This is a genomic window from Streptococcus sp. 343_SSPC (genome assembly GCF_001072385.1).
Classification (GTDB): Bacteria; Bacillota; Bacilli; order Lactobacillales; family Streptococcaceae; genus Streptococcus.
In genome coordinates, this window is sequence record NZ_JVKU01000027.1 from 37,334 (window position 1) to 63,027 (window position 25,694).

The following is a 25,694-nucleotide window of genomic DNA, read 5'->3' on the forward strand; positions in this document are numbered from 1 at the left end:
TGACCTATTCCGTCCAAAAGATACACCCCTCTATTATACCAAAAAAGAGTGCGTCTCGCACTCCTTTCCCTTGTTTTCAAGATAGGATTTAGGACCTATTCTGTCCTTATATCATTCTTCTTTATCCGGAATCACTTTGAACAAATAATAACTGATAAAAATAGTTAATCCCAGTAGACCTAATTTTACAAACCAGAGTGGTGCCAGGTAAATGGAAATCCCCATCAAAAGATAAATTTGTAGAATAATTCTTTTTTTCCGCTTTTTTGAGATCGACTTGGTTTCCCGATAATCCGCTACATAAGTTTGGTACAACTTGGTCCCATGCAACCATTTTTCAAAGCGTTGAGAACTCTTGGCAAAACAAGCCATAGCTAATAAAAGAAACGGGGTCGTTGGTAAAATAGGTAATGGAATCCCAATAATCCCTAATCCTAAGGAAATAAACCCTACTGTTATATACACATATTTCAAACTAACTGCTCCTATCCTTCTGCTCATTTAAAGCCTACACTACTGACCTAAAAAGGAGATGAGCTCATCTCCTTTTTTAATCATCTAGATATCTACTAATGGAGTCGCTGTATCTGGAGATGTATCCAAGACGTCAAAATCATGCCCCACTGCTAGATCTGCTCGAGCCAGTTGATTAACCATGGTCATATGGGCCAATTCCTTGATATTGTTTTCCTTGGATAAGTGGCCCAGATAAATCTTTTTGGTCTTATTGCCTAGGGTCCGAATCATGGCATCTGCGCCATCTTCATTAGAGAGGTGACCCAAATCGGATAAGATCCGTTGCTTTAATCGCCAAGCATAAGAGCCTGCCCGTAGGATTTCTACATCGTGGTTGGACTCGATCAAATAGCCATCTGCATTTTCAACAATCCCTGCCATTCGATCACTGACATAACCTGTATCCGTCAGCATGACAAAACTCTTCCCATCTTTCATGAACCGGTAGAACTGGGGAGCCGCAGCATCATGGCTAACACCAAAACTTTCCACATCCAAATCCCCGAAGGTTAAGGTCTTACCCATTTCAAAAAGATGTTTCTGGGAGTCGTCGACCTTCCCAAGGTACTTGCTTCCCTCCATGGCCTTCCAGGTAGCTTCATTGGCGTATAGGTCCATCCCGTATTTACGAGCTAGCACACCAACGCCATGAATGTGATCCGAATGTTCATGTGTGATTAAAATAGCATCAAGATCTTCGGGTTTGCGATCAATCTCTGCAAGCAAACCTGTAATTTTCTTCCCGGACAGGCCTGCATCTACTAGAATTTTCTTCTTAGGAGTCTCTAAGTAAAAAGAATTACCACTCGATCCTGAAGCTAAAATACTATACTTAAACCCTTTTTCATCCATTAGTTTTCTTATTCATCCTCATTATCCCATCCATCATCCAGGATAGCATCTTTGTCATATGGTAGGACAATCGTGAAAGTAGAACCTTTTCCATATTCACTCTTGGCCCAGATAAATCCTTTGTGTTGCTTGATAATTTCCTTGGCAATGGCCAGTCCTAAACCAGTCCCACCTTGGGCGCGACTACGTGCCTTATCCACGCGATAAAAGCGGTCAAAAATTCGTGGGAGATCCTTTTTAGGAATCCCTAAGCCCTCATCTGAAATCGAGATAATCAACTGGGCATCTGTCGTTTTCATTCCCACACGAATTTCCCCACCATCTGGGGAATATTTGATAGCATTATTTAAGATATTGTCTAAGACCTGTGTCATCTTGTCTGTATCAATTTCAACCCAGACAGGCGAAATTGGATAATCACGAACAATATCATATTTCTTCTCACCAGCCTGGTTCTTCATCTTATCAAAGCGGTTCAAAATGAAGGTGATGAAGGCTGTAAAGTTGGTCAACTCAACATCCAATTGACTGGTTTCATTATCAATCCGTGAAAGACTCAATAGATCCGTCACCATCCGCATCATCCGGTTGGTCTCTGTCAAAGATACTTTGACAAATTCCGGTGCAACTGGCTCCGAAATGGCTCCGTCATCCAAGGCTTCCAGGTAAGATTTAACACTGGTCAGTGGTGTTCGGAGTTCATGACTAACGTTGGATACGAATAAACGACGTTCCCGCTCTTCCTTGTCCTGTTCGGTTGTGTCATGCAAGACAGCTACCAAACCCGAAATGAAACCAGACTCTCTCCGAATCAAAGCGAAGCGAACCCGTAAAGAGATGTACTCCCCATTTTCATCCTGCGAATCGATAGTCAATTCCGGAACATTGGTAATCAAGTCACGCAGTTCATACTCTTCACTAATGCCAAGCAGATCTAGAATACTGATATTCATGACCTCTTCGACCACGACATTAAGCTGTTTGGCAGCCATTTCATTGACCAGGATAATCTGTCCCCGACGGTTGGTCGCTAAGACCCCATCTGTCATATAGGAAAGAATACTGGTCAAGCGCTTGGTTTCTTGTTCCAGATTTTCATGCGTCAAACGAATAACTTCTGATAAATCATTGATATTGTTGGAAATCTCTGTTAATTCAGGACCCCCTTGTAAATCAATAATATCGGAATACTCTCCAGCAATCAAACTCTTAATTTTATCATTCAACAAGCGTAGCTTCATGTTATCCCGACGATTTTCCAGGATCAACAAGGCGACAACAATAATAAATCCAAGAGTAAGTAATATAAAAACAAAATTATAAGAGGTCATGACTTCTTTAATGTGATTAATCATTGTTTCTCATATAGTAACCGACACCGCGGCGCGTTAAAATATACTCCGGACGGCCTGGAATATCTTCGATTTTTTCACGCAAACGTCGAATCGTTACGTCCACTGTCCGAACATCCCCAAAATAATCGTAGCCCCAGACTGTTTCCAGCAAATGCTCACGGGTCATGACTTGGCCTACATGGGTCGCCAAGTGATAGAGCAACTCAAATTCGCGATGGGTCAACTCGAGCTCTTTGCCTTTTTTCTGAGCAAGGAAGGCATCCGGAATGATTTTCAAATCACCAATCACAATATCTGAATCTGATGTAGACTCTGTCTGTGATTCTACCGTTAGTTCTGTCCGACGCAACAAAGCTTTTACGCGAGCTTGAAGCTCACGATTTGAGAATGGCTTAGTCACATAGTCATCCGCACCAATTTCAAGACCGATGACCTTATCAAATTCTGTATCTTTTGCAGATAAGACAATAATCGGTACATTACTGGTCTTTCGAATGGTACGCGCTACTTCCAAACCATCAATTTCAGGAAGCATGAGGTCCAAGATCAAAATATCTGGGCTCTCAGCTTCGAAAACAGCCAGTGCTTCTTTTCCATCGAAGGCAGTCAAGACTTCATAGCCTTCTTTGGCCATATTGAATTTTATAATATCCGAAATCGGCTTTTCATCATCTACAACAAGAATTTTCTTCATACATGTACCTACTTCTATTTTTTTCTTTGCTTCTTCAAATCTCTGTCCCTTCATTATAGCAAATTTCTTTGAAAAATGGGAGTTATACTTTGATTTGTAAAGAAAGAGAAAGAAAAAGGTTGTGCAATAGAAAAAATGATAATCACAACATAGAGGTCACTAAAATAGCGCTTGAATAATTATTTTCAATCCACAGAAAAGCTAGGTGTGAAGCCTAGCTTTTCTATCTGTTATTTTGCTACACGAGATTTGTTGGCGATATCAGCAAAAATTGCTTCTACAAACATACTCATCATGTTTAAACATTAAAACGGTATCTTCTTTCAGAGGAGATACCGTTCTTCCTTCCTTGAATAAGGAATCTAAAATTTCTGACTTTCTCTATCTGTTCAATTGATAGATTTCTTCAGAAAAAGGCTGTGAAATTTTTGATATAATGTTAAGGATGGACTGATGGCTACTTAAAGGAAAATTTTCAAAAGAATAATAGGTGAGAATTTAAAGTATGTAAGATTGAACATAAGTCTCTCTACCATCATCCATTCAGAAACAAGATTATATGAAATAAAAGGAGTAACCAATGACCAGAAACTATTCAACACGTGAATTCCGCGAGAAACTATATGATGACCTTCATGTTCGATTAAGAGATACAGTGATTTTGATGTGTTCGATTTTTATTGCCTCTATAGGTCTAAATATGAATTCAACAGCTGTCATTATTGGAGCCATGCTGATTTCCCCTCTTATGACACCGATTATTGGACTGGGGTTTGGTTTAGCTATTTTTGATACGCGTTTAATCAAGCAATCTCTAGGGGTTTTATTTACTCAAGTATTGGTCAGTTTGCTTGTCTCGACTCTATATTTCTGGATTTCTCCCTTATCTTATGCAAGTAGCGAGTTGATTGCACGAACCTCTCCAACCATTTGGGATGTTCTCATTGCTATTGCTGGTGGGATAGCAGGCTTTATTGGTTCAAGGAAAAAAGAAGCAAACAATATCGTGCCAGGAGTAGCCATTGCAACTGCTCTAATGCCACCTATCTGTACTGCAGGTTATGGTTTAGCTAATGGAAATGTACGATTCTTATTTGGAGCTCTCTATCTTTTCTTGATCAACTGTGTCTTTATCATGCTAATCAACATTGTTGGAACAAGAATTTTGATGAGAAAATCTCCCTTAAGTTCATTTAATGAGCTAAACATTAAAATGAAAATTGGGTTGATATCCTTGATTGTATTATTGGTCCTTCCAGCCAGCTATTCAGCAGTCACTCTGACGATGGATCAAGCGCGAAAAGAAGGGATCAAACAGTTTGTAGGAAAAGAGTTCGCTAATCATACGGTCATTAATCAAGTCTACAAGTCAAGGAATAATGAATTGGTCTTGACGGTTGTTGGAGATCCGATTTCAGAAGAAGAATTAGAAACCATTCGCCAAAAACAAGCCTCTTACGGTATTCAATCTGTTCAATTGAAAGTCAATCAAGTCCATAATTCGACAAAATTAGATAGTGAGACGACCAAGGAATTTTACGAAAACATTGACAAGTATATCGATCAAAAACTCTCTGAAAAAGATTCACAAAACGATCTCGTAAAAGAAAATGAGGCAGACAAGGATTGAGGATTGTCAACTTATCTAACTCATGGAAGCAAATCTTGGGGGGATATCCTATATCCAAAAGTTAATGGATAGAAAGGATTGTTGATGAGGATACTATTTGTGGTGGTTTGACCAATCACTACTAGCTCAGGTTAAACAAAATATAAAAAGGCGGTGGGACAGAAATCGATAGACAAAGTCTCGATTTCGTAGTCCCAGCCCCGCGAGGATGATTAGGAGCTTTTTGGAGTCTAAAAGACGAACAAAAAGTTCAATCAGCTACCGCGTCAAAGTTTGATTGCTAATAAAAAGTGAGGTCGGGATCTTTTGTCCCAACCTCTTTTTTAGGTAGCTGGAATTTTTATCCCAGGTTTTATCGTTTTATTTCTCAACACGAGATTTGTTGGCGATATCAGCAAGGATTGCTGCTACAAACTCATCTACTGATACAGTGTTCGTTTCTTTTTGTCCATAGCGACGAACGTTGACAGTTCCGTCTTCCATTTCCTTGTCACCAACGATTAATTGGTAAGGAATCTTGCTAGTTTGTGATGCACGGATCTTGAATTGCATTTTCTCATTACGTTCATCCACATCAGCACGGACACCACGGTCACGAAGCTTCTTCGCTACTTCCCAAGCGTAGTCCACGTGTTTTTCATTAGAAACTGGGATAAGAGTCACTTGGTGTGGTGCAAGCCATGTTGGGAAGGCACCCTTGTAGTTCTCAATCAAGATCGCTGTGAAGCGTTCCATGGTTGAAATAACTCCACGGTGGATCATAACTGGGCGATGTTCTTCACCATCAGCTCCAATGTATTTAAGGTCAAAGCGTTCTGGAAGCAAGAAGTCAAGCTGAATCGTAGAAAGGGTTTCTTCTTTTCCAAGGGCAGTCTTCACCTGGATATCCAATTTTGGTCCGTAGAAGGCTGCTTCCCCTTCAGCTTCAAAGTAGTCAACGCCCATTTCATCAAGGGCAGCACGAAGCATGGTTTGGGCATTTTCCCACATCTCATCGTTATCAAAGTACTTGTGAGTATCATGAGGGTCACGAAGAGAGAGGCGGAAGCGGTATTCGTTTAGGTTGAAGTCCCCATATACATCAATAATCAACTGAAGGGCACGTTGGAATTCTTCTTGGATTTGTTCTGGAGTCACAAAGAGGTGACCGTCGTTAAGGGACATTTCACGTACACGTTGAAGACCAGTCAAAGCACCTGATTTCTCATAGCGGTGCTGCATCCCAATTTCAGCAATACGGATAGGCAACTCACGATATGAATGAACATGGTGTTTGAAGACTTGGATGTGGTGTGGGCAGTTCATTGGACGAAGGACGAATTCTTCCCCATCTCCCATATCCATGGTTGGGAACATATCTTCTTGGTAATGATCCCAGTGACCAGAAGTCTTGTAAAGTTCTACAGAAGCAAGTGGTGGAGTGTAAACGTGTTGGTAGCCAGAAGCCAACTCCTTGTCGACGATGTAGCGTTCCAATTCACGACGGATAGTCGCACCATTTGGCAACCAGAATGGAAGACCTTGACCAACTTCTTGAGAAATCATGAAGAGGTCAAGCTCTTTACCGAGTTTACGGTGGTCACGTTCCTTAGCTTCTTCACGCATTTGAAGGTAGTTCTTCAAGTCTTTCTTGTCAAACCAAGCTGTACCGTAGATCCGTTGCATCATCGCATTGTCGCTATTACCACGCCAGTAGGCACCAGCTACGTTAAGAAGGTGGAAGATTTGGATACGACCAGTTGATGGGACGTGTGGGCCACGGCAAAGGTCTACATATTCACCTTGACGGTAGATGGTCAAGCCACCTTCGTCTTCTGAGTGCTCTTCAATCAATTCCAATTTGTATGGATCATTTTTGAAGATTTCACGCGCTTCATCTTTAGTCACTTCCTCACGAATAGATGGGAAGTTTTCTTTCACGATTTTTTGCATTTCTTCTTCGATACGAGGAAGATCTTCATTAGAGATTTGACCCGCTTGGTTGTCTGTATCGTAGTAGAAACCATCTTCGATAGCTGGACCAACACCCAAGTGGATGTCTGGGAAAAGACGACGAGCAGCTTGGGCAAATAAGTGGGCCGCTGAGTGACGCAAGATTGGAAGAGCGTCTTCGTGATCAGGTGTCACGATTTCGATGCTTCCGTCTTCAGTGATAGCACGAGTAGTATCGATGAGTTTGCCGTTGAATTTACCAGCAAGAGCTTTTTTAGCTAGGGAATTGCTGATAGATTGAGCAATTTCAAAAGTTGTAACGCCAGATTCGAATTCACGAACAGCGCCATCTGGGAAAGTAATCTTAATCATGATTTTCTCCTTTTTTATATTTCATAGTTTCTATGCATTGACTTTTTATTAGCAGACTACTTCCTAGTCTGAATGTTCAACTGCTTTTCTTTATCAGAGAGGAAGTTTTCCATTTCCGTCAGGATGTTTATATCCAAACGTTGAGAAAGTTCTACTAGCCACCAGATATTTTCTGAAAGTTTATGTTCCAGTATGTAAGGTGTTTCATCATAGTAGCGTCCTTGCTTGGTCATCACTAATCGTTGGAAATTTCCAATATCATTTGATAAAGCCAAGAGGTCTTCTTCTACCGTCCACTTGGAATCATGATGCTTAACTTCCAGATCGTGATAAGCTTGTCGGATTGCCCAACTGCGCTCCACTAATTCTTGCAACTCCATAGTTAGTCTCCTCATAAAAAAATTGCGACATCCAAAAAGGACGTCGCAACGTGGTTCCACCTTCATTTATGTTCCTCAAAAAAGAGGGACACCTCTGATTGGCTCTAACGTGGCCACCGTTTTATGTTTGCATAAAAAGTTAATCGAGTAGTCCCAAATCTATCCTCTACGCGATTTCCAGCTCCACGCGCTCTCTATCAGATTTCCTAGATTTGATATGTCTCTGAGTAGTATTATAGCACGATTGAAAATTTTTGCAAGAGAAAAAAACTCCCATCTAATCCAACAACTTGGTGATATGACGGATTTTCTTAACCTGTTTAAAGGACCCCTTCATGATTCTCACAGACCCATTTACTGGCATAGCGATGACCTTTTGTGGAATTTTCACAATGGACTTGGTTACCCGTTTGGTACGGCTTTCCTCAGGATGACGTTCATTATAAAAATCTTTCGAAATAATAGCGTCTAGATAGAACTCATAGACCCTGCGCCCAAAGTTTGTAGAAGAAATTTCATACAGCTTCTCCTCCCACTTGGCCTCATCCTTTTCTGGTGTGGCTAAGGTCGCCTCTAAAATAGCTGCTGCCAAATCTTCTTCTTGGTCATACAAGATTCCGAACATCCGATCATTAATCACATTATCTAAGTAAGGATTACTCTGAGCAATTAGGGGCGTCCCACTAGCGATACTCTCCAAATAGGTCAAGCCTTGCGTCTCACTAGTCGAAGCCGAAATAAAGAAATCCGCTGCTTTATAGTAAAGAGCTGTTTCATTTGGTGGAATCATCCCTGTGAAGACCACCGCATCTGATACACCAAGCTTGGCCGCTTGTTTTTTTAAATCATCCAGATAAGGCCCATCTCCGGCCACAATCAATTTTACATGCGCATTTTCTTCTAGCACTTTAGGCAAGGCCGCGATAACAGCTTGGATATTTTTTTCATAAGAAACCCGTGACAAGCTCAAGAGCATGATTTCACCCTCTTGAATTCCTAATTTTTCACGAAGGGCTTGCGTCTCCACTTGCGTGATTTCAGGTCGTTCAAATTTTGCCAGCTCAATTCCTGTTGGAATAATCCGTTTTTCAGCCTTGACCTTGTATTTTAGCAAGAGATCATAGACAATCTCACTCGGGCAGATGACCCCATCCAAGTCATTCATATAACCACGAACAATATATTTGACCATACTTGGTCGGATAACCATCCCCTTGGCAATATAACGCACATAATCTTCATACTGGGTATGATAGGTATGAATTACTGGAATCCGAAGCTCCTTAGCAATCCAAACCCCGAGTAGTCCTAAAGAAAACTCTGTCTGTGTATGGATCATATCCAGTTTGTATTGTTTGGCAATGGCCAAAGCCTTGGTAAAGCCGCGATAAGCAATCCGCCGATCCTTAAAAGCAAAGAAAGGGATACTTGGAATGCGGATAATTTGCCAGTCCTCATAGCGGTTGACATCCTTATCCGTCGTCGTAAAGATAAAAACAGTATGTCCCAACTTCTCCAATTCTGTTTTAAGGGTTCGAATACTGGTCGCAACCCCCGATACCTGCGGAAAATAAGTATCTGTAAATAATCCAATACGCATATTACATCTCCAATACTTGCTGATAGGCTTTCACTAGTTGATCCGCTACCAAATCAATTGAGCGACTTTGAGCTACTCGATCCCCTGCATCGCGCTTGTCCACTTGACCAGACAAGACTTTTTCAAGAGAGTCCACAAACTCATCCACTGAATGACACAATTCTGCCGACTCTTGGTCCACCCAACCATGATAAACTGGAATATCCCGGAGGACGACATGCTGGTGACCCGCTAAGGCCTCTAGGACAACAATCCCTTCCGTTTCCTCATAAGATGGGAAGAAGAAGGCATCCGCACCTGTCATAGCACCTTGGAACACAGCTCCCTTAAAATAGCCAGGGAATTCAACATTGCTCGGATGATCTTTCTCGACCAGACGACGAATAGCCCGAGGGATTAACCATTTATTAATCGACCCCAACCAAATAAAGCGGACATCTGGCATCCGACGAGCCACTTCTACAAAGTCTTCAATCCCTTTTCGTCTAAAGTAGAGACCCGCACATAAAACGACCTTCTCTCCTTCTTGGATATTAAAGTGCTTCCGAAAAACCTCTTCTTTTTTGGGATCTTTTTTATATTTAGACAAATCAATCCCATTAGAAACAGCGACAATTGGAGTCTTGACCCCGTAGGACTGAATCAGTTGTTTCGAATACTCTGAAGGGGTAATAATAAAATCGGCTTTTTTATACATATGAGCCAAATATTTGCCAAATAAGGGAGCAAACAAATTGGACCCAATAAATGAATTTTGGAAATCTTCCCGTGTGGAATGTCCATGCATAATGACCTTTTTCCCTCGACGTTTGGCAGCATGCAATAGCAACAAACTCCGAGGACCATAAGTATTAATATGAACCACATCGTAGTCCCCTAAAATATCTGTGGTGTAGGGGATTCCAGCCAAATCCAAGGCATGCATCTGGTGTTGGAGAGCTCGACCGATCCCCGATTTTTGTAAAACGGATTTTCCTTCTAAATACAGTAATACTTTCATACCCTCTATTATACCTAATTTAGCAGACCCCTTCAAGTTTTACCGGAGATTCATGCAGAGACAAGAAAAAAGGAAGCCTTGGCTTCCTTTGATTTTTACTTCTTCGTAGTCCCACGATGATTGATGGTATGGGCAAGAAGAACTTCTCTTTCTTCCAATTCTTCCTTATGCATAATTTTTGTCAGCATCCGCATACTGATAGCCCCCAAATCATAAAGTGGTTGGCCAACAGTTGAAAGATTTGGACGAGTGTAGCGTGTAATTTGTGAATCATCACTGGTAATCAACTCAAAATCTTCCGGTACGTTCACACCTTGATCAGCTAGACCATTAAGCAAACCTGCTGCCAATTCATCCCCAGTTACAAAGGCTGCTGTTGCTTTAGATGCAATGATGCGTTCAGCCAAGTTATAGCCTTCTTCATAGCGGTACTTAGACTCAAAGACCAAGCCTTCACTGTAAGACAATTTTTTTGCTTTCAAAGCATCTTTGTAGCCAGCCAAGCGAATCTTACCGTTGATATCATCTACTAATGGTCCACTTACAAAAGCAATCTTTTTATTTCGTTTAGCCAATAGTGTAACCGCGTCTACTGTCGCTTGCTTGTAATCGATATTGACACTTGGCAATTGATGTTCGACATCAACTGTCCCAGCAAGGACCACCGGTGTCCGAGAACGAGAGAATTCTGAACGAATCTTTTCTGTCAAGTGATAACCCATGAAGATAATCCCATCGACCTGTTTTGAGAAAAGAGTATTGACAACAGAAACTTCTTTATCATCGTCTTCATCGCTGTTGGCAAGGACGATGTTGTACTTGTACATTTCAGCAATGTCATCGATTCCCTTTGCCAGAGTAGAGAAATAACTATTGGTAATATTTGGAATCACAACACCTACCGTTGTGGTTTTCTTACTCGCAAGTCCACGAGCTACTGCATTCGGACGATAGTCCAAACGTTCAATGACTTCCAATACTTTTTTACGAGTATTTTCCTTAACGTTCTTATTTCCGTTCACGACACGGCTAACAGTCGCCATTGAGACACCCGCCTCTCGGGCAACGTCGTAAATGGTTACAGTATCGTCTGTATTCATATTACTTCCTTTCTTTATTGAAAATTTCGTTTTCAGTCTTCTATAACAACTATTTTATCACTTATTGTAAACACTTTCAAGCATTTTAACATCTTTTTGCAAACTCTTGATTTTTTAGGGAAAATCTGACAAAATATTATCAATAGAAAGAAGGTAGCTTATGTCTAAATTAGATCAAATTGTAGCATTTCTTGAAACCGAAAAAACGGATGTTGCTGTTGTATCCGATCCTGTCACCATCAATTACCTAACTGGATTTTACAGTGATCCTCACGAGCGTCAGCTCTTCTTGTTCGTTTATCCAGACCATGAACCGCTTCTTTTTGTCCCTGCTCTTGAGGTAGAACGGGCGACTGCAGTTGTGGATTTCCAAGTGGTAGGGTATGTGGATTCTGAAAATCCTTGGGAAAAAATCAAAGGGGCTAGCGCTAATCCAGAAGCCAAAACGGTCGCTTTGGAATTTGATAATTTGATTTTGACCAAGTACCATGGACTTCGTTCAGTCTTTGAACAAGCAACATTTACCAATCTCAGCCCTCGGATTAACCGGATGCGCTTGATCAAATCTGCTGATGAGATCCAAAAAATGTTAGTTGCTGGTCAATATGCAGATAAGGCTGTCAATATGGGATTTGACGCCATTTCTCTGGATAAAACTGAGACGGATATCGTCGCAGAAATCGACTTTGGCATCAAACGCTTGGGCTATGAAATGAGCTTTGAAACTATGGTCTTGACTGGTAACAATGCAGCCAACCCTCATGGCATCCCAGGAAGCAACAAAATTGAAAAAGATGCTCTTCTTCTCTTCGACTTGGGCTGTATGGTGAATGGCTATGCTTCAGATATGACGCGAACAGTCGCTGTTGGAAAACCAGATGATTTCAAAAAAGAAATCTACCACTTGACTTTAGAAGCTCAGCAGGCTGCCCTAGATATGATCAAACCGGGTGTAACGGCGCATGAAGTAGACCGTGCTGCCCGAAGCGTCATTGAAAAAGCAGGTTACGGCGAATACTTCAACCACCGCCTCGGACACGGTATCGGAATGGATGTGCATGAATTCCCTTCTATCATGGAAGGAAATGACATGGTCATCGAAGAAGGCATGTGCTTCTCAGTCGAACCAGGCATCTACATCCCTGGAAAAGTCGGAGTTCGGATTGAAGACTGTGGCTATGTCACAAAAGATGGCTTTGGCCTCTTTACCGAAACCAGCAAAGACTTGCTCTATTTTGATTAAGTTAGAAACTAAGGAGATTGTTGTATGATTGTTTGGCGTGGTAAAGGCTTGCTCGTTCCCCTTGCTCTTATGATTGGAGGAGCTTTGGCGAATATGATTTATTCCTTCCTGCATCTTAATGTAAATAAGAGTACAGATAGTATCATCTTAGGATGTATGTTGGGGATTCTTGCTGCAGCAGTCAATTATTTGCTAACAAAGAAATTTGTTTCCGATCAAGTTCGGTATCTGATTGATGAGGAAACAGGGCAACGCATTGCTTTCCGCGATCGTTCTTCCTTCATGTTCATTCCTAATCGTTACTGGACATGGATTTTTGCAATTGGATTTATTCTAGTCAGCTTCGTAGCCCTAGTGAAGTAAAGCTAGAAGGAGTGTTGCTATTTTACTCAATGAACACAAAAAGCCTTTCAGTCTATACTGAAAGGCTTTTTTATTTCAAGTTTCTTACAGACTCAAATCAAGAAACGGTTGCTAGCTCCATCTGTTTCTTGGTTTGCTCCACCACTTCTTTGAGGCTGGTCTGAGCCATTTCCTTTTCCATGGCCAATTGAATCTTTTCCAGCTTCCCATCTAGGACGCCATGGATGCTATTTCCAATCGGACAAGCTGGATTTGGATGCTCGTGGAAACCAAATAATTGACCAGTCTTCCCAAGGCATTCAACCGCCTGGTAGATATCTAACAAACTAATAGCTTCCAATTCTTTGGCCATCTCGGCCCCACCTGTTCCACGCGCTACATGGATCAAGCCTGCCTTTTTTAATTGAGACAAGGTCTTTCGAATAATGACAGGGTTCACCCCAACACTGCCAGCAATCATATCACTGGTCACCTTGGTGCAATCTCCTTTTAAAGCAATCATGACTAATACATGGGTTCCAATGGTGAAACGACTTGAAATTTGCATGGATACTCCTCTCTTCCATCTAGATAGGGATGTCTTAAACTGGATCTAAAGCCATCAGTAACTAGACACATTTACTCTTCAGACGTTAAAATTCTTTCTTTTAGTCTATTATACCCTTATTTGTTGTAATGTCAACTGTTACACTAATTGAAAAAGTCTCTCAACCATGCGTCTACTTCTACATTGTGTCCCTCTCGCTGGGCTATTTCATGTAGAAGCTCATGATTATGGGTATGGTGGATCCCATTGACTAAACTTTCATAGTAAACTTGGAAGTAAGGGAGTTTCAGATCCTTAGCGAGCTGGAGTTCTTTCTCAATGTCATAGGACACCCGCCGAAAGTCAACATCTTTCAAACCCGATTCATCAAACTCTAGAATAGCATACATGGCCCGGAGATCCTTTCGAAGATTGGCTTGCAAAAAGAAGGGTTGGCCGATGGAACCCGGATTCAAGATGAGCTCTCCACCACTTCCATATCGGAAAAACTGTTGGTGGATATGACCATAGACTGCTAGATCACAAGGGGGATTGGTTACGAGGCGATCAAAATCTTTCTGGTCTCCTATATGGATCAATTCGCGTCCCCAGTTTTTGTCTGGCAGATGATGGGTAATGCCCACTCTTAAGCCGGAAACTTCCCGATGCACTTGCATGGGCAGACTTTGCATGGCCTCTATCTCTTCTGGACGAATTTCTTCTAAGATATACTGACAATGGCGCATCAAATAACGGTGACTAGCCCTTGATGGATCCAGCATCCCCTTCATCGCTCGCCACAAGCTATCTTCCCAATTTCCTAAAATCTGTACGGTAATGGGCAATTCTTCAAGTAGGTTCAAAAGATGTCGTCTACCAGTTCCCGGCATAAGGACATCCCCTAATAACCAGTATTCTTCTACACCTGCCCGCTTGGCATCTCCAAGCACAGCCTCTAAAGCAGTTGTATTCCCATGTATATCCGAAAGCAAAGCAATTTTTGTCATGTCTCTTCTCCTTCTTTCATTATACCAAAGCTCTAAAAAACTTCCACCCTAGGGTAGAAGTTTCTTTTTTATTCAACAGATTTCAAAGCCTCCAGCATGTCTACCTTACGAAGATGATGATTGACCAAGATTCCTAAGCTAGCTAGGATCAGAATGACGCAAGCGATAGGATAAAGATAGACACCAAGGGCCACCCGCGGATAAAAGAGAATGGCATCTGGGGCGATCATGGCAATCAAGAAGCGATGGAGATAAAAGCCTCCTAGCAAACCCAATCCTATCCCTACAAGAGACAAGAGGATAGTTTCTCGATAAATATAAAGGGTGACTTCTTGATGATGGAAGCCGAGGACCTTAATGGTGGATAACTCACGGATTCGTTCTGCCACATTGATATTGGTCAAATTATACAAAATAACCATCGCTAGCAAAATAGATACCAAAACTAAAATCATCATGGTCTTATTCAATGATTGGGCTACAGAACTGAAGAGAGAAATCAAGGAAGTATTTTGCGTAACAGCAAGCACCGCCCCTTCTTCCATCATGTCCCGACTGACCTTCTGGACCAACTGCTGAGAAGAAGACTGTAATCGGACCAAATAGGCATTCTTCTTAACACTTCTTCCATAGGTTTTCTGATAGGTCGCTTGATTCATATAGACAAAATGGCCAACATAATTTTCGGTAATCGCAGCCACCCTAATCGTATGGCCATCTATCCGCAAGTCATCTCCAACGCCCACCTTGGCCAGCTGCGCTAATTTGCTGGTAATTACCGCCCCATTGGATAGGTCGAGTCTTCCCCCTTCTGAGCGGAGACTGATAAAAGGTTCCAAGCTGTCTTTAGAGGACACCATTAAGGTCATGCTTTGTTTTCCACGTCCGGAAGGATAAGAAGCCTCCACTTGTTTTGTAAAAATGGCTTCTGTCTCTTTTATATCTGCTTGCTTCAAGCGCTTCTTCAAGGATTCTTCCTCTTCGTCTGTCAGGCTGGATTTGGTCGAGAGAATCATATCGTACTTGAGGATTTCCCCAAACTGGCGTTGGGGTACTCCACCGACTGAGGATTGAATCCCCAAGCCCGCAAAAAGAAGAGCAACCGAACCAGCAACACCAAATATGGTCATCACCATCCGCTGTTTATAGCGAAAAATATTTCTAGCGGTCACCTTTTGGGTGAAACTCAGACGTTTCCACAAAAACGGTAGCCGTTCGAGCAAAATACTGGATCCGGAAACTGGCGGTTTTGGAAGGAGGAGGTTACTGGCTTCTTCCTTCAACTCTCTCTTAGCGACTAGATAAGCTGGAAAGACGCTAGAAAGAAGGGAGAGCCCCAAGGCTAATAAGCTATAGGACCCATAAAAATACTGTTGACTAGTTCCTACGACCATCCCCTGCGTAATAATTTGCGAAATGGTTCCAGATAAAACATAATGACCGAGAAGAGTTCCGATGCCTGTCCCAACTGTTCCAGCAACCAAGCCATACAAGAGAAACTTTGCTAAGATATCTTTCGTTCGATAGCCCAAGGCCTTGAACAAGCCCGCATGGCTCCGTTCTTCATCAACAAAACGAGTCATGGTCGTAAACGTGACCATGGCAGCGACTGCGTAGAGTACCACAGGAAATAGATTGCCTACGGCGGAGATACTGGCACTGGCATTACTATACATGAGGTAACCCTGGCCACCTGGAATGGTTTTTCGATCATAGACATGATAGTTTGGTTGCTCTATATTTTTCAGATCTTCCTTGGCCTTTTCCAGGTCCTTCTGTTTAGTTGCTAGTTCCGATTCACCTGTCTGAATGTTGACCAATTGCTGATCTAGTTGCTTTTGAGCTTCTGCCAACTCGAGTCGCCTTGTTTCTAGTTCTTCCTTGGGCAAGAGTGTAGACAGTTGATTCAGTTTATTGGATTGCTCCGTCAATTGTGTCTGTGCTTGACCTGCCTTTTCGCGTGCGTCTGCTAACTGTTTGTTGGCAGCATCAAGTTCTTCTTGCCCTTTTTGGATTTTTTGTTTCCCATCAGCCTGTAGCTTTCGATAGCGCTCCTGACCATTTCCAGCTAAGAGTTCTTCCAGGTCCTTTTGATGGGAGGCCAGACGATCTTGATAGCTGGTTGAGAATGGATTGAACCCCCTCAAATCATCAAACCGAATCCGAGCAAGGCTATAAACAGGACTAGTAAAGGCTTCTTTTGAGAGGACACCATAGGCATCCAAAGAACCACTCCCACTCCTAGCTTGGCCCAAGTCTTTTTCGGACCACATCTCAGCAGACTTTACAAAGCCAACAATTCGATAGTTTTTTGTCTTTAAAACAGATGGACTTCCAGCTTTTTCATGTATCCTTAGCTGATCCCCAATCTGGTAACGATCTTTCCAAAACGCTGCTAGAGCGACCTCATCTTCCTTCTGCGGAAGCCGCCCTGCAGCCAGCTGAAAGCGTGAGATGGTTTCTGGAGTGGAAAAAAGTCGAACAGCTTCGTCCTTTCCGTCAATCGTCACATCTGTCAGGTAGGAAAACTCCAAGCTGGCCCCCGTCAATCCTTGTAGCTCTTCTTGGTCAGTCTTATCCAAACCAAGATCTCCCATGACAGCGAGGTCCAGCATCTCTTGTTGGTCTATAAAGCGCTGGGCAGTCCGATGCATATTTGGGGTCGTTACTTTTAAACCGACCAGAGCTAAGGTACCCAGCATCATCAGCGTTAAAATGGACAAAAAGCGCCCTTTGGAACTGGTAAAGGAATGACATAGATCTTTCCAATATACTTTTCGCTTCATGAACAACCTCCCTAATACTCTAGGCTATCGATATCTAGTGGAGTGTTATGGATGGTCACCGATTTTACTTGAGCATCATGCATCTGAATGACACGATCGGCTATTGGCGCTAAAGAAGCATTATGAGTGACGATAATCACTGTTGCCCCTTTTTTACGAGACATGTCCTGAAGAATCTTTAAAACCTGTTTACCGGTTTGGTAGTCTAAAGCCCCTGTTGGTTCATCACAAAGGAGAATCTTAGGGTTCTTAGCCACTGCGCGCGCAATGGCTACCCGTTGTTGTTCCCCACCAGATAGCTGGGCTGGAAAGTTGTTCAAACGCTCACCCAATCCAACCTCTCTCAAGACTTGTTCAGGATCTAAGGCATCAGAAACAATTTCAGAAGCCAGCTCAACATTTTCCTTGGCTGTCAAATTAGGGATGAGATTATAAAACTGGAAGACAAAGCCAACATCATTTCTGCGATAATCCGTTCGTTGGTGCGAGGAGAAGCTTGAGATGGCTTTCCCATCCACTAAAACCTCCCCTTCATCATTGGTATCCATACCTCCCAAAATATTGAGGACTGTTGATTTTCCTGCGCCTGATGCCCCCAAAATGATGACCAATTCGCCTTTCTCAATTTCAAAAGTAACATCTTTATTGGCAATGATGTCAGTTTCTCCTGACGGATAGCGTTTATAACTATGTTTCATCTCAATATAAGCCATATCTTTTCTCCCACTTAAACACAAGTTCCTATCTTTATTATAGTCCTTTTTTACCGGAAGACCAAGAACAATCAATCCCTTAAAACGACTAAAAAACAAGAAATTTGTGAGGGATGCATTTCCTCTATTTTATGAATAAAGCTATCCAAGAAACTAATACTTTTCTATGCAAAAATAGACAAGGAAAAAGCTTGATCTTATCTAGTTCCTGATATAGAAATCTTCAAGCATCATCTGCCCTCCTCTCTTTAGTTTGTGATATAATAACAAATAAGTATGAATTGTTATGATCGTTTAAATAACTGATATTTCAAGTTTTTCTTTCATTTTTATATAATAGCCCCTTTGAAAGTAGATCTGGGAAAAAATTTTATAATCCTTCCAAAATGGCTTTTATAGTATAAGAATAAGACCTGATTTCAAGCCATTTAGACTTATAGAATGATACTAAAATTTTATTCTGTTGATGAATAAATTTGATTTCTGTATAATATGATGATTAGTGAACAACATTTATACCAAACTACATGACAAAGGAGGAACTATGACCCGAAAAAAGAGAAAAACGAATTCTAAAAATGCTATCCGAAGCGCCCTATCACGCCTGCTTCTTGAACAATCACTTGAAAGTCTTACAATTAGCCAACTAACAAAAGAAGCCGGCATTAATCGAGGTACCTTTTACCTCCATTATGTAGACAAACAAGATATGTTCAACCAGCTAAAATCTGAACTCTTAGGCGAGTTGGGAGAACTTTTCGCTACAAGCACCGTCAATCGAGCAAATTTTCTTGCCTCACTTCAATATATTCAAGATAATTATGACTTTATCTATGCCTTGATGCAGATGGATTACCAAGAGTTTCATTTTCTAATGAAAAATTTCACCCTGCAACTTCTTGACGATACTCCACATGCCAAAGACCATTTGGTAAATAAATTCCAAGTTCCTTATAAGTATGCTGTTGAGATCTTTGCAGCTACGATTGAAGCCGTAATCACAAAATGGTTGTCAACTGGTGCAAAAGAAGAGCCGATTGAAATCGCGACAGTCGTATTAAGTGTAACTGACTTTACCACTTGGAACCACCCCATAACAGAATAAGAAAATGAGAAAACGAAAGTTTTCTTTTTTTTATGGATAAGAGCAACTAGCTGGAACCTCAACGCTCTCACAAGATTATTTGCCCAACTATCAGAAAACGTTTTCCTTTTCTTTCCTTTTTAGCTATAATATTTAGTATGGAAAAAAATAGAAATGAGGACCGTTTATGAAAAAGAAGAAACTTCTTTTGCCGATCTTATTGCTTGCTCCTGCCTTCCTAGCTTCTCAGGTAGCTGCAGATGAGCAAACAGCTCCAGAAACTAACCTTGAAGTACCTGCTGCTTCCACAAATGCTACAGATGCTGCTACTCCTGCTTCAACAGAAGCTAATACAGCTACTTCAGAAGGCGCTACAGAGAGCTCAGCTGACTTGCCTGAAGTAAATATCATTCATACCAACGATGTCCATGGTCGGATCGTCGAAGAAAAGGGTGTGATTGGTGATGCTAAATTAGCCGCAGTCATCGATGAAGAACGTGCGAAAAATCCATCTACTTTAGTCGTAGATGCTGGAGATGCCTTCCAAGGACTACCGATTTCAAATAGTTCAAAAGGGGAAGAACGAGCTAAAATTTTGAACGAAATTGGCTACGATGCTATGGCAGTCGGAAACCATGAGTTCGATTTTGGTTTGGATGAGGCTAAGAAATACAAAGAAATCTTGAACTTCCCACTTCTCAGCTCCAACACCTACATCAACGGTGCTCGTTTATTTGAGGCTTCCACCATTGTCGATAAAGATAAGAATGTCGTTGGGGATGAGTTTGTCGTCATCGGGGTGACAACGCCTGAAACAGCCACTAAAACTCACCCTAAGAATGTCCAAGGTGTTACCTTTACAGATCCTATTTCAGAAGTAAACAAGGTCATCGATGAAATTGAAGCACGCGCTACTGCAGAAGGCAAGACTTACAAAAACTATGTTGTCCTTGCTCACTTAGGAGTAGATACGACTACACCAATCGAATGGCGAGGATCTACCTTAGCTGAAGAACTTTCTAAAAACTCAAAACTGAAAGGAAAACGCGTCACCGTTATTGATGGGCATTCCCATACTGTTCAATCAACTACATACGGAGAAAACGTGACCTATAACCAAACCGGTAGCTACCTGAACAATATCGGTAAAATCACCTACCAGGCCAATCAATTGCTTGGAAATCCTCAACAAATTTCAGCAGCTTCAACCAAAAATGTCGTGCCAAATGCCAAAGTAGCTGCCATGGTCCAAAAAATCAAGGAACAGTACGATGCTGAGAATGCAAAAATCGTTCGTGACAATAGTCCGGTAGAACTAAACGGTCAACGGGAAAATGTTCGCGTCCGCGAGACCAACCTTGGAAATGTTGTAGCGGATGCCCTCTACGAATATGGACAAACTGGTTTTAGTCATAAGACTGATCTTGCTGTAACCAACGGTGGCGGCTTGCGCGAAACCATCGCCAAAGACAAGCCAATCACCAAAGGAAACGTTATTGCTGTTCTTCCATTTGGGAATACCATTTCTCAAATTAAAGTAACCGGTCAGAATATTGCTGATATGTTTGCTAAATCTCTTGGCTCTATTTTACAAGAAAAAGATGGCAAAACTGTTCTTGACGAAAACGGTCAACCCCTTCTTGAACCAAGCGGTGGCTTCCTCCAAGTATCTGGAGCGAAAGTTTATTACGATACAACCCTACCAGCTGAAAAGCGCGTCCTCTATATCGAAATTAAAAACCCAGAAACTGGTCTATATGAACCGCTCAACCTTGCTAAAGATTACTACTTGACTACTAATGATTTCTTAGCAGCAGGTGGGGATGGCTACACCATGTTAGGTGGAGCTCGTGAGGAAGGTCCTTCTATGGACGTTGCCTTTGCAGATTACCTTGCTAAGGCAGATCTCACAGCCTATGCAACCATCAATCCAAATTCTCGTACCATTTCTATTTCTGCTAGCAAAGATACAGATGGAGATGGTGTGGCAGATATTGAGGAAATCAAACAAGGAACAGATCCTTCTAATCCAAAGTCCTACCCAGGAAGCAATAACCAACCAGTTATCCCATCTACCGGTAAAAATGCTCAACCAACTAATCCATCTACCGGTAAAATGGATCAAACATATATTCCAGCTCTAGTTGGTACTAATTCTCCTAATCAACTAGCTAGCCAAACAAAGAATACTTTTACATCTGCTAAGGACGATACACAGATCAAGGCCAACAACCATCACTTGTCAATGACAGTCGCTAAAACATTCACAGCGAGCTCTGCTACCCTACCAGAAACAGGAACTTCCGACTCTCCTGCTATCTACATGCTTGCTCTGTTGACATCCATCCTAGCCTTCTTTGGTCTTAAGAAAAAAGAAGAAAGCAAATAGAATCTAGAAAAAAGCTTAGAAACAAAAGTTTCTAAGCTTTTAGAAAGTAGACAAACTATTTTAAAGTAAAATAAGTTAAGCGATTCTGCAAAGAAATAAAAATGAGTTCCAATTTTTAAATCGATTCAAAAAAAACCAAAACTTTCCGCCGTGAGAAAAGTGCCTGAAACAATTATGTTTCAGGCACTCGGTAGTTTTGAGACCTTAGGCTCAAAACTAAGTCATGGAACTTCGTAGAAGTTCGCTGACGTCCGTACTCACCTAAGGAAAGTTTTTTAGAAGACTTTTTTCAATCTGAAGCTTAGTTTCTAAGCTTTTTTACTTATATATCGACTGAATCTTTTCCTTAGTTTTTCTTTAAAAGGTTTAGATTCGGATTTTTATGAGCAAAGAGAACGACCTCAATAAAGGTTCCCACTTGGAAGGCAAAGAGCAAGCCTACCAAAATATTAACCCGATGATCTGTTTCATAGAATGGTGAGTTCCATAAGAAGTGATTGGCCACCGTGGAAATTACACACCAGAGACCAAAGAGCTTTTCTTTTTGCTTGGTGCACTGAGATAAGATAAGAAAGGCTCCAACAGATACAACAGCTGTGTAGACTGCATGAGATGCTAAACCACCAGAAATGCGGTTCACTGCCTCTGTTACTGCTGAGAGGTCTCCAGATCGTGTTTGACGCGCCACATAACCTAGATCTTCAATGATTTGGAAACCAAGACCAGATCCAAAGCCGGCGATTAAAATCGATTTTAAATCCTTACGACCAAAAATCAAGAGGATCCAGAAGGCCACTAGAGCTTTGAAAAATTCTTCAGCAAAAGGAGCTGTCAAAGCATCTGTCCATTTATTAAAGGTACTAACATCCTGAATGAGATGACTATTGAGATGGTCAATGAGGCTGTTCCCTGAAAAACTGAGCCAGCCAGCAACAAAAGCACCTCCAAACATGGTCGCCCACAAAACAAGAAGAGGAACCTCAAATCTTTTTGCAAGTCGCTTAATAAAGAGATAAAGAGGAACGACAATCACCGCTAAAACGAGCAGATTTAATACCAAATCTCTTCCTGCTACTTGGCTAAACTCTTGTTGAGAGAGAGAGCCTAGCTCAAACTCCATCCCAATCCCTGCTAAGACCAGAAATAGGAAGAGCAATATTCGTTGAAACTTATTCATCCTTCTTACCTCCCTTTGCTTTCTTTGATTTGATGAAGAAAATTCCTACTCCTATCACTGTCACAAGGGCTAAGCCAATCGTAATGACGAAGTCATAATCAAATGGTACCAAATTGATTTCTTCTTCTTGGTTTGCATCTTCTTCATCTGTTAAATCGTCAATAGCACCTTGTCCATATTGAGCAATCACCTTTTCTTCTGCTTCTTGACGAATTTCTTGCAGACGATCGAAGGTCTTTTGAGCTCGAGTCATGCTCGTTTCTGTCGCTTTTAGGCTCGCCTGCTCTGGCTGCGAAGCGAGGGCAATTTGTTCTTGGTCACTGATTTCTTGCTCAGCCATCCATTGAGATTCTAGGCGTTCCATTTCAGTACGGATGGCTCCATCTCCGAACAAATCAGGATATTTGGCAACTAAATCATTAATGCGAGACATGGTCCAATACCAAGATTGGGGATTATAGGCTGTCCCTAATTCTTGATAGGCTTGGTAGGTATTGGTGATATTGCCATAGTAAGGCAGGTAAGGAGCATTTCGTGGGCTTCCCATCGCTAACCACATGGTTCCCCCACCAGCACTATCAGGAACATTGTCCTTTAATTGGAAAATATGGGCTTCCATAACATTCGGGTTCGAAATCGGATATTTATAGACTTCATCAAACTTCCCTTTTTCTGGAATCCCTTTTCCATCTAACTCCATTTGATCTTGTGGTTTGAAGTCTGTTCCTTCCAACCGATTGCGTTGGAGATTCATCGCATCTCGTAGCGTCAATTTCCGATCCGTTGTATGCATCAAGTCAAAATACTCGTCATCGTAGTTCACATCTGCATCTGGATCCAGTGACTTAATACCAGACCAAACACGAGAACGATCTGCCTCATGCAAAGGAGGATTGTAGGATTGGGAAACATGGAATTGGCCATCGATTTCTTTATAGGTTCCTGCATCACGGGCGACTTTTTCAACATCCTTAGAGGCAATAGTCCGTTCCTTATCTGAAAAATCGACATGTCCTAAGAAGAAGGTATTTGGAAAGACTGCATAGCGATCTTCTGGGAAGAGAATGGCTACATATTGGTGACCAGAAAGGATCTCCATGTACCAGATACCTTCCTTGTCCGCGATCGTCACAATATTTCCTTCTGCTGCCCCTTTTTCTTCCACAATTTTCGCAATGAGCTCGACTCCTTCACGAGCCGTTTTGACACTTGGAAGAACGACAGTGGTGAGGGCAGATTCAGCCAAGCCGTCCTCTACATAAGGATCGACCTTTTTAATGTTGTCATTTGCTGAAGCTGAGACGGTCGCCGAGATGGACACACCATGCTCATTAAAACCAGCTTCATCAAATACACCCTGTTCTGGTGTAACATCTGGGACAGCTGTATATTTATAACTTACTTCTGGGAGCTCATACTTAAAGCCATTGGTGGCATCTTCAAAGACCTCCCCTTTCTTGTTATAAGTTCGTTCTCTGACCACAAAGTTCTTATTGTGGTTTGGTTCTAAGTCCTCCGTACGTCCGTACAAAGCATTCCCATCTGCTGTTAACTTTTTACCGATGATAAAACCTGTACAAGCCTCCACCGGTTGGGCAAAGAGGAAGAGAGCAGTGATCAAGCCCAAGGCTGATCGAGCATAACGTTTCTTCATATTGAACTCCTTTAACTAGATATTAACCGTATAACCTCTTTTAGTATACCTTTTGAACCAAACTTTAGCAAGCGCTTACAACGACTGTAATCAAATAGTAATCTATCTGAAAATTATTTGATCTTCAAATTATCAAACAACCTTCTCTATCTAACTGTACACTAAAAAGCTCGGAACTTCTTCCAAGCTTTTTCTGAATACTCTCTACCTTTTTAGGAAAGAATCAGGCTCGCGACAAGGGGACTTATAAAGACGTAGAAAACGCCAGTTATCCCAATTGCTAAGCCTCCCATAGCTCCGGCTACTTGACCATACTGAAAGGCTGTACCAGTCCCTACCGCATGACCTGTACCCCCAAGAGCCAAACCAATGGCAACAGGATCCTCTACTTTTAGGCATTTAAGAATGGTTGGCCCTAGGACACTGGTCAGGATACCTGTCGCTACAACGACAACTAGGGTAATGGTAGTAATTCCCTGCATTTTTTCAGCAATCCCCACTGCCATGGCTGTTGTCACAGACTTAGGAAAGAGGGAAATAGCTAGAAAGTACTTCATCCCAAAAAGCTTAGCCAAGACAGCTGTAAAAAGCGTGTTGACTACTACTGCTAGAAAACTACTAAGAAGAATACTCTTGGCATGGTGTTTCATCAAATGAAAACTCTTATACAAGGGAATTCCCAGGACAACCGTTGAGGGCACAATCAAATTACTGAGGTAGGTCCCGCCAATATTATAGGACTTATAGGAAATCCCTGTCAGCTTTAAGAATCCAATGATCAAGACCGTAGCGACTAAGAGGGGGGTCGTGATCGGATGGGGAAAGCGACGAAAAATCATCATCCCAATCAGATAGGCAAAGACTGATAAAGAAATCCCAAAGAGAGGATTTGACCACAAACTTTCCATTATTTCTTCCCTCCTTCATAATCCCCCTCATACCTTGTCTTGATAAAGCCAACAACAAGCGCAATGAGGGTTACATTGATGATGATAGCCCCTAAAATAATCAACACGATGGGCAATAAATAGGGCTGGATGACATCAAACTTATCCATAATCCCAACCGCTGGAGGTAAAAATAAAATCGTCATATTGGCTAAGAGAAAAGATCCGACCAGATTCACATGGCGGATACGAAGCCATTTCAACTGCAAGCAAAGAAATAAAATCAGTAGACCAATAATACTACCTGGAATTGGCAAATGAAAGAGGGTCGATATCCCTTCCCCAATTAAAGAGACGGTAAAGATAATCATCAGTTGAACATAGAGTTTCACGCGCTTCTCCTCAAAATTCTTGAAAGATACACTAACAGTCTA

General features: G+C 41.7%; 22 protein-coding genes. 5 read left to right on the forward strand and 17 right to left on the reverse strand.

Features of this window, described 5'->3' with window-relative positions:
• Positions 1-111 precede the first annotated feature (111 nt).
• The 4 genes from ADH27_RS08730 to yycF are packed head-to-tail and all read right to left on the reverse strand — an operon-like array spanning position 112 to position 3,417.
• A complete protein-coding gene (locus ADH27_RS08730; protein WP_376739467.1) occupies positions 112-501 on the reverse strand; it encodes a YbaN family protein in 390 nt (129 codons plus the stop codon).
• 57 nt (positions 502-558) lie between these two features.
• The gene (locus tag ADH27_RS08735; RefSeq protein ID WP_048689535.1) at positions 559-1,368 is read right to left on the reverse strand and encodes an MBL fold metallo-hydrolase; all 810 of its coding nucleotides are present in this window, start codon (positions 1,366-1,368) and stop codon (positions 559-561) included.
• An 8-nt stretch (positions 1,369-1,376) separates the two neighbouring features.
• Entirely contained in the window at positions 1,377-2,723 is a 1,347-nt protein-coding gene (gene vicK, locus ADH27_RS08740; protein WP_048717410.1) for a cell wall metabolism sensor histidine kinase VicK, read from the reverse strand.
• Positions 2,716-3,417 (reverse strand): response regulator YycF, encoded by a 702-nt coding sequence (gene yycF / locus ADH27_RS08745; protein ID WP_048717457.1) that lies wholly within the window; start codon positions 3,415-3,417, stop codon positions 2,716-2,718. The genes vicK and yycF overlap by 8 nt, the downstream gene beginning before the upstream one ends.
• A gap of 580 nt (positions 3,418-3,997) precedes the next feature.
• On the opposite strand from yycF, the gene ADH27_RS08750 reads away from it, so the two are divergent.
• Entirely contained in the window at positions 3,998-5,047 is a 1,050-nt protein-coding gene (locus ADH27_RS08750; protein ID WP_048717412.1) for a DUF389 domain-containing protein, read from the forward strand.
• 360 nt (positions 5,048-5,407) lie between these two features.
• Here the strand turns inward: ADH27_RS08750 and thrS are convergent, their stop codons facing one another.
• The 5 genes from thrS to ccpA all read right to left on the reverse strand — a co-directional run bounded on the left by thrS (position 5,408) and on the right by ccpA (position 11,431).
• The gene (gene thrS, locus ADH27_RS08755) at positions 5,408-7,351 is read right to left on the reverse strand and encodes a threonine--tRNA ligase (RefSeq protein ID WP_048717414.1); all 1,944 of its coding nucleotides are present in this window, start codon (positions 7,349-7,351) and stop codon (positions 5,408-5,410) included.
• 56 nt (positions 7,352-7,407) lie between these two features.
• Positions 7,408-7,731: a MazG-like protein gene (locus ADH27_RS08760; protein WP_048717416.1), complete on the reverse strand. Its 324-nt coding sequence runs from the start codon at positions 7,729-7,731 to the stop codon at positions 7,408-7,410.
• A 277-nt stretch (positions 7,732-8,008) separates the two neighbouring features.
• Positions 8,009-9,331, reverse strand: coding sequence for a glycosyltransferase family 4 protein (locus ADH27_RS08765; RefSeq protein ID WP_048717418.1), 1,323 nt, complete (start codon positions 9,329-9,331; stop codon positions 8,009-8,011).
• Position 9,332: 1 nt separating this feature from the next.
• Positions 9,333-10,331, reverse strand: coding sequence for a glycosyltransferase family 4 protein (locus ADH27_RS08770; protein WP_006597024.1), 999 nt, complete (start codon positions 10,329-10,331; stop codon positions 9,333-9,335).
• 95 nt (positions 10,332-10,426) lie between these two features.
• A complete protein-coding gene (ccpA, locus tag ADH27_RS08775) occupies positions 10,427-11,431 on the reverse strand; it encodes a catabolite control protein A (RefSeq protein ID WP_006595886.1) in 1,005 nt (334 codons plus the stop codon).
• 160 nt (positions 11,432-11,591) lie between these two features.
• Here ccpA and ADH27_RS08780 point away from each other — a divergent pair, with 160 nt between their 5' ends.
• Positions 11,592-12,674, forward strand: coding sequence for a M24 family metallopeptidase (locus ADH27_RS08780; RefSeq protein WP_048689552.1), 1,083 nt, complete (start codon positions 11,592-11,594; stop codon positions 12,672-12,674).
• 24 nt (positions 12,675-12,698) lie between these two features.
• Positions 12,699-13,037, forward strand: coding sequence for a hypothetical protein (locus tag ADH27_RS08785; protein ID WP_048689555.1), 339 nt, complete (start codon positions 12,699-12,701; stop codon positions 13,035-13,037).
• A gap of 97 nt (positions 13,038-13,134) precedes the next feature.
• Here the strand turns inward: ADH27_RS08785 and ADH27_RS08790 are convergent, their stop codons facing one another.
• The 4 genes from ADH27_RS08790 to ADH27_RS08805 all read right to left on the reverse strand — a co-directional run bounded on the left by ADH27_RS08790 (position 13,135) and on the right by ADH27_RS08805 (position 18,069).
• Entirely contained in the window at positions 13,135-13,584 is a 450-nt protein-coding gene (locus tag ADH27_RS08790; RefSeq protein WP_023023935.1) for an Rrf2 family transcriptional regulator, read from the reverse strand.
• Positions 13,585-13,727: 143 nt separating this feature from the next.
• Entirely contained in the window at positions 13,728-14,570 is an 843-nt protein-coding gene (locus ADH27_RS08795) for a metallophosphoesterase family protein (RefSeq protein ID WP_048689558.1), read from the reverse strand.
• Positions 14,571-14,638: 68 nt separating this feature from the next.
• Entirely contained in the window at positions 14,639-17,356 is a 2,718-nt protein-coding gene (locus ADH27_RS08800; RefSeq protein WP_048717419.1) for an FtsX-like permease family protein, read from the reverse strand.
• An 11-nt stretch (positions 17,357-17,367) separates the two neighbouring features.
• A complete protein-coding gene (locus ADH27_RS08805; RefSeq protein WP_006597027.1) occupies positions 17,368-18,069 on the reverse strand; it encodes an ABC transporter ATP-binding protein in 702 nt (233 codons plus the stop codon).
• A gap of 544 nt (positions 18,070-18,613) precedes the next feature.
• Between ADH27_RS08805 and ADH27_RS08810 the strand changes: the two genes are divergently transcribed.
• Positions 18,614-19,174, forward strand: coding sequence for a TetR/AcrR family transcriptional regulator (locus tag ADH27_RS08810; RefSeq protein WP_048689565.1), 561 nt, complete (start codon positions 18,614-18,616; stop codon positions 19,172-19,174).
• A gap of 166 nt (positions 19,175-19,340) precedes the next feature.
• Positions 19,341-21,542 (forward strand): cell surface ecto-5'-nucleotidase Nt5e, encoded by a 2,202-nt coding sequence (nt5e, locus tag ADH27_RS08815; protein WP_048717421.1) that lies wholly within the window; start codon positions 19,341-19,343, stop codon positions 21,540-21,542.
• 346 nt (positions 21,543-21,888) lie between these two features.
• Here the strand turns inward: nt5e and ADH27_RS08820 are convergent, their stop codons facing one another.
• The 4 genes from ADH27_RS08820 to ADH27_RS08835 all read right to left on the reverse strand — a co-directional run bounded on the left by ADH27_RS08820 (position 21,889) and on the right by ADH27_RS08835 (position 25,652).
• A complete protein-coding gene (locus ADH27_RS08820) occupies positions 21,889-22,719 on the reverse strand; it encodes a PrsW family glutamic-type intramembrane protease (protein ID WP_048717423.1) in 831 nt (276 codons plus the stop codon).
• Positions 22,712-24,373 carry a C69 family dipeptidase gene (locus ADH27_RS08825; protein ID WP_048689579.1) on the reverse strand — a complete coding sequence of 554 codons (1,662 nt, stop codon included), beginning with the start codon at positions 24,371-24,373 and terminating at the stop codon, positions 22,712-22,714. Before ADH27_RS08825 ends, ADH27_RS08820 begins: the two co-directional genes overlap by 8 nt.
• Positions 24,374-24,585: 212 nt before the next feature.
• On the reverse strand, positions 24,586-25,281 hold the full coding sequence (locus tag ADH27_RS08830; RefSeq protein ID WP_048717425.1) for an LrgB family protein: 696 nt from the start codon (positions 25,279-25,281) through the stop codon (positions 24,586-24,588).
• Positions 25,281-25,652: a CidA/LrgA family protein gene (locus ADH27_RS08835; RefSeq protein ID WP_048717426.1), complete on the reverse strand. Its 372-nt coding sequence runs from the start codon at positions 25,650-25,652 to the stop codon at positions 25,281-25,283. The genes ADH27_RS08830 and ADH27_RS08835 overlap by 1 nt, the downstream gene beginning before the upstream one ends.
• Positions 25,653-25,694: the final 42 nt, after the last annotated feature.